The sequence below is a fragment of the bacterium genome, assembly GCA_040754625.1.
In the GTDB taxonomy this organism is placed as follows: Bacteria; JACRDZ01; JAQUKH01; order JAQUKH01; family JAQUKH01; genus JAQUKH01.
In genome coordinates this window covers 1-5,977 of sequence record JBFMCF010000012.1, presented here as the reverse complement: position 1 = coordinate 5,977, position 5,977 = coordinate 1, and the positions used below count along the sequence as shown (strand labels likewise).

Genomic DNA, 5,977 nt, shown 5'->3' with positions numbered 1-5,977 from the left:
AGGCTGCGCAATCCCGCCCAAAATTATTTCTTCCCTAAAAGAAAACGTAGTGCCTACGTCTGCCTGAAATCAGCTAATTACTTATCAAATAAAGAAATTTATTTTCGAGGTGTCAAAGTTCTGTTAAACTGCCTGCGTTATTATTTCAATTGTTCTAAATTTTCCTTCGCCACCTTATAATCGGGATTAAAATTAAGCGCCTTCTCCAGGTATTCAATCGATTTTTTCGTATCTCCCCGCTCATGGTACATAACACTGAGATTGCAATATGCCTGGGCAAGCGGGATATTATCGGATGCAATCTTTTCCCAGTAAGAAACAGCCTCTTCGATCTTTCCCCTTTTATATGCAATAATACCTAAATTTAAAAAAACTTTTGGGTTTTTCGGGTCAAATTCCAAAGTCTTTTTCCAAAAATCTTCAGCTCTTTTTATATCGCCGGTATAATGATAATAAACCACCCCGATATTATAATAAGCCTGATGATATTCCGGTGATACTTCAATAGCACTTTTAAATGCTTCTATCGCTTTTTCAAAATTCCCGGCATTAAAATATTCTATCCCTTGATAAAAATAAACCTCCGCCTCTTTGCACTTTTTTCGTTCCTCAATAATCTCAGATGTGCCTTTTCCTTCATCTACCAATAAATCCAGCATGTATCTGGCTTTTGAATACATCGGATCAATTTTTAACACTTTTTCATAAAATGAAATGGCCTTGTCGTTTTTTTCCATTAAATTATAAATATTTCCCATTAAATAATAAGCCTCAACATAATTTGGGTCAATATGCAAAACCTTATTCAATTCTTCGATTGCTTTATCATACTGGCCATCAGCCTGATAATCAAAAGCCTTTTCAAAAAGCGCATCTCTGGCTTTAAAATCCATTTATGTCCCTCATTTATTATTATATTTAATATATTATCCGATAATAATTTTTTTGTGTCAAGAAAAAATGGGAAACCTCGGTTTCTATAGTAAATTTAATTAACATATATTTATCTTATTGTTGCGTGAAATTTTTCGATTAGAGCAGATTTGATTTTCCCCTGGATTGACTCAATCTCGCCATCAGTAAGCGTACGCTCCAAATGACGGTATGAAATGGAAACCGCCAGGCTTTTCAGCCCTTCCGGGACCTGCTTACCCGTATAAAGATCAAAAATATTAAGCGATTCAATTAAAGAATCCCCGTTTTCTTTGATTAACGAAAGTATTTTTTCGGCCTCAATTTCTCTTGACACCATCATTGCGATATCACGGGTGACATTAGGAAATTTCGGCAGGCTTGCATATTTTCTGCTTCCCGGAATAGAATCTAAAAGTTTCTGCCACTCTATTTCAAAGATATAAACAGGATTTACAAACTCATATTTCTCCATGATATCCGGGTGCACTTCACCGAGAATCCCGGTTTCTTTTTGCCCGATATGAATTTTTGCGGTTTTACCAGGATGATATAGACAATCGCTTGATGCGGAAAACCTGTAATTTTTAATATTCAGGCTTTCAAACAGGTCTTCAAGTACCCCTTTCAGGTCAAAAAGATCCGTTAAACGGTTATTCTCCGTCCATGTTTTTACCTGATTGAATCCCGTAATTAAACCGGATAATATCTTTTTTTCTTCCGGAAGCCCATTCCCGCACAGGGAGAATGAACCGTCCGGCACATACCGGGGAATAAATATTTTTCCCAGTTCAAATATTTTAAGATTATTATTTTTTACATTAATATTTCTCCTTGCGATGTCAAGGAGACCCGGGACAACAGTTGATTTTAAAATATCCTGGTCCCCCGATAAGGGATTGGAAATTTCCAATGTTCTGCACCGGTCATCATCTTCTTTAAAGGGGTATCTCGCCAGGTTATTTTTATGGCAAAAGGTATAAGGGATAACTTCAAACATTCCCCGTGACACCAGGATATCCTTAATTTTTCTTTCAAAACACCACTCAATTTCACTGCCAGACACCCCGGAAATTCTCCCGGGAATAGTTTCTTTAATATTGTCATAACCATAAATTCTGCTTACTTCTTCAATTAAATCTATTTCTCTCTCCAAATCCCCCATACGGTGTGAAGGCACGGTAACCCTCAAAACATCTTTTCCTGTTTTGGAAACAAGACCCAGTTTTTTTAAGATCAGCTCAACCTTTTTTATTTTTAAACCGGTGCCCAGAATATTATTCAACCTGTCGAGCCTCATATTAATGACTCTGGGATTTACCTTGATCGTTTTTAAATCAATTTTACCGCCGGCTATAACTCCGCCGCTGATTTCCCGGATTAAACCGGCCGCCCTGTCCAGTGCGGTTTCAACAATATTCCAGTCAACCTGCCTTCCAAAATGATAACTGGAATCGGTTTTTAAATTTAATTTTCTGGAAGTTTTATGAACACTTGCCGGTTTAAAAAAAGCGCTCTCCAAAAGAATGGAACCGGTCCCCGCGCTGACCTCGCTGTCCAGTCCCCCCATCACGCCCGCAACCGCCACAGGTCTTTCCCGGTCCGCAATAACAAGCATCGACTCATCTAAATCGTATTTCTGCTGGTTAATCGTTTCGATATTTTCGCCTTTTTTTGCAAGCCTCACAAAAACAGCTTTTCCCTGTATTTTATCCAGATCAAAAGCATGCATTGGCTGGCCATATTCAAGCAGAACAAAATTTGTTATATCAACTATATTATTCACGGGACGCATCCCCTGAAGTTCAAGAAGTTCTTTTAACCAGGCAGGAGACCCAGAAACCCTGACATTATTTATTATCCTCGCCATATATCGAAAACAGTCTTTTTTATCTTCGATAGAAATTTTGATAAAATTTCCGGCTTTTTCTTTTATCTCATCGACTTTTATTTTCGGGAAAATAACTTTCGCCCCTGATAGAGCTGAAATTTCGCGGGCCAGGCCTATATAACTCAGGCAGTCATTCCGGTTAGCGGACACTTCGGACTCAAAAATCTCTTTATCTTTATCAATCACCCTGGATTCAATTCCAATAAAATTCAAACCCCGCATTAATTCAGAAAGGGACAATTTAATATTGATATAATTTTTAAGATGTCTATAACTAAAAAGCATAATAAGTTAAGTCCCCCTTTAATCCCCCCGTAAGGGGGGAAATAGGGGGGCTTTTAAAATTGTTCTAAGAATAATATATTATTTTCAAAAAATAACCGTATATCATCAATCCCGAATTTGAGCATCGCTATCCGCTCAACACCCATTCCAAATGCAAAACCGGAATACTTTTCAGGGTCATACTTAACAGCTTTAAATACCGCGGGATCAATCATTCCCGCGCCAAGGATCTCGAGCCACCCGCTTTCTTTACAAACCCTGCATCCTTTCCCCCTGCAAAGCCGGCATTCTATATCAATTTCTACTGAAGGTTCAGTAAAAGGAAAATAACTGGGCCGAAAACGGACTTTTGTCTCTGAACCGAACATTTTCCTTGCAAAAAGCGATAAAACCCCTTTCAAATCTCCGAAGCTTATCTTTTTATCTACCATAAAACCTTCTACCTGGTGAAACATCGGCGAATGAGAAACATCCGCGTCACAGCGGTAGACCCTGCCGGGCGCAATAACCTGGAGAGGGGGTGACCTCTTTTCCATTACCCTCACCTGGACCGGTGAAGTATGAGTGCGGAGAATGATATTATCCGTAATATAAAATGTATCGTGCATGTCTCTCGCTGGATGGTCTTTTGGGAAATTCAAGGCTTCGAAATTGTAATAATCAAGTTCCACTTCGGGGCCCTCGACAATTTCAAAACCAAGTTTCAAAAAAATATCTTCTATTTCATACATTACCTGTGTAAGCGGATGTAAATGTCCCAGCGGCCTTCTTCTGCCGCTTAATGTAATATCGATAGATGCTTCTTTAATGCTTTTTTGTCTTCCCGATTCTTTTAAAAGGTTAAGTTTTTCATCGATAATGTTCTGTGCTTTAATTTTAAGGTCATTGGTTAATTTACCTATTAAAGGCCGTTCTTCAGAAGGCAGTTTCCCCAGCTCCCGGAGGATATTCGTCAATTCCCCGTTCCGTCCAAGATATTTCACGCGGACATTATCAAGCCCGGAAATATCTGATACTTTCTCAATATCCGCTAAAATAAGTTTTTCTAATTCAACTAATTTTTCTCTCATTGATTATGCGGTTTTTTCTAAATTTTCTTTTGCTATCCCAACGATTTTAGCAAAATTTTCTTTTTCTAAAATTGCCATATTGGACAATATTTTACGGTTTAATCTGATATCGGCCTTTTTTAATCCGCTTATAAACCTGCTGTAGGAAAGGCCGTGAGGGCGGACTGCCGCGTTTATTCTCGCAATCCAGAGGCTGCGAAAATCGCCTTTTTTCTTTCTCCTGCCCGCAAGGGCATACTGTCCGCTGTGTAAAAGAGCCTCCCTGGCAGATTTAATAAGTTTACCCTTCGCGCCTTTAAATCCTTTAGCCCTTTTTAACAGCCTTTTTCTTCTTCTTGCCCGCACATAACCACGCTTAACTCGCATAATAATTCCTCCTTCAATGAGCACATCGTTTATGAAGCACGAAGTGCGAACAGAAACGATAGTGCGAATTGAACCCCGCACTTAAACCGTCTGTTAGTGATAATTTAATTTCATGCTGAATTTTCAATACTTTTATCGTCAATACCCAACACTAAATAGAAAATTTAAGTGCGGGGTAAATTCGGACTACAACTTAGATTCAATAAACACATCGAATCTAAGTTGTGTCCTCATTTATACTGCAATAACCTTTTTATGCTCTTCTCTTCGCCCTTTGAAACCAAAGCCGGTTCACCCAAGGTCCTCTTCCTGCTCTTCTGTTTACTGGTCAGAATATGGCTGCGGCCTGCTTTACGGCGCAATATCCTGCCCGACCCGGTTATCTTAAATCTTTTGGCCGCGCCTTTCTTTGTTTTAAGTTTTGGCATACCTATTACCACTCCCTTTCTAAAGTTTATCGAATTAATCCCTGTAACCCTATAAACCTAAATTGTCTTTGGTTTACCTAAAAGTATTAATATTAAATTTCTGCCTTCCAGAGACGGTTTTTGTATTATCGTAGATAAACTCGCAGAATCCTGGATTATCCTGTCCATAAGCTTATATCCAATATCCATATGAACAGTCTGCCTGCCCCTGAACATCATGGTTACCTTAACTTTGTCCCCCTTTTCCAAAAAACTTTGAAGGCTCCTGATCTTGACCTGATAATCATGTTCTTCAATATTAGGCCTGATTTTTAACTCTTTTACATCAATGACCCTTTGATGTCTTTTGGCTTCTTTTGCCTTCTTTTGAAGCTCATATTTATATTTCCCATAATCCATTATTTTGCATACAGGCGGATTTGTATTCGGGGCAATTTCAACTAAATCTAATCCCTGTTCTTCTGCCAGCTTAATAGCGTTTCTTACCGGCATCGCACCTATATTTCTGCCGTCAACTCCAATAACCTGTACATCACGCGCTTTTATCCTGTAATTGATTCTATGTTTATTAAATTGTATTTTTATCACCTCCCTTTCAATGAGAAGTTGATTTATGAAGCCTGCTGGCTTCTTAAATCATAGCGAAGCGTCTTCGAATTGAACCCTGCACCATATGGTGCAGGGTTAATTCATCCGTCTGAGGCGGATTCATTAATAAAAAAAGCGAATATGGCTATCCGCTTTAATATGAAAAATAAATTTAATTTTTAATTAATATTTTATTTTTTAACCTTTAACAAGCCTGAGCTGTAAGGTGAGAAGCGGATCTGCCTCTGCTTTAATAATGATGTATTATAACTATTTTTCAGGAATTGTCAAGCGCTAAATACGTAAAACGGTAACCGGTCAGTTACCGGTGGTTTTGTAGCCGCAGGCTTTAGCCTGCGTAAACATTAACTGATAATTTTATTCAAATTAAAATCAAGCGAACCAGAAAAAGAATAATCTTTCCAGTCGGTAACAAG

General features: G+C 38.4%; 6 protein-coding genes and 1 other annotated feature. All 6 genes read right to left on the bottom strand.

The features are described from left to right. Positions 1–140: 140 nt before the first annotated feature. Positions 141–893: a tetratricopeptide repeat protein gene (locus AB1498_00845; GenBank protein ID MEW6086849.1), complete on the bottom strand. Its 753-nt coding sequence runs from the start codon at positions 891–893 to the stop codon at positions 141–143. 110 nt (positions 894–1,003) lie between these two features. Next, a complete protein-coding gene (pheT, locus tag AB1498_00840; protein ID MEW6086848.1) occupies positions 1,004–3,088 on the bottom strand; it encodes a phenylalanine--tRNA ligase subunit beta in 2,085 nt (694 codons plus the stop codon). A gap of 53 nt (positions 3,089–3,141) precedes the next feature. Further along, entirely contained in the window at positions 3,142–4,158 is a 1,017-nt protein-coding gene (gene pheS, locus AB1498_00835) for a phenylalanine--tRNA ligase subunit alpha (GenBank protein ID MEW6086847.1), read from the bottom strand. Positions 4,159–4,161: 3 nt separating this feature from the next. Then, positions 4,162–4,527, bottom strand: coding sequence for a 50S ribosomal protein L20 (gene rplT / locus AB1498_00830; GenBank protein ID MEW6086846.1), 366 nt, complete (start codon positions 4,525–4,527; stop codon positions 4,162–4,164). A 227-nt stretch (positions 4,528–4,754) separates the two neighbouring features. Beyond that, a complete protein-coding gene (rpmI, locus tag AB1498_00825; GenBank protein MEW6086845.1) occupies positions 4,755–4,952 on the bottom strand; it encodes a 50S ribosomal protein L35 in 198 nt (65 codons plus the stop codon). A gap of 57 nt (positions 4,953–5,009) precedes the next feature. Further along, positions 5,010–5,540: a translation initiation factor IF-3 gene (infC, locus tag AB1498_00820; GenBank protein MEW6086844.1), complete on the bottom strand. Its 531-nt coding sequence runs from the start codon at positions 5,538–5,540 to the stop codon at positions 5,010–5,012. Between the two features lie 121 nt (positions 5,541–5,661). Then, positions 5,662–5,797, bottom strand: a sequence feature (ribosomal protein L20 leader region). Positions 5,798–5,977 lie beyond the last annotated feature (180 nt).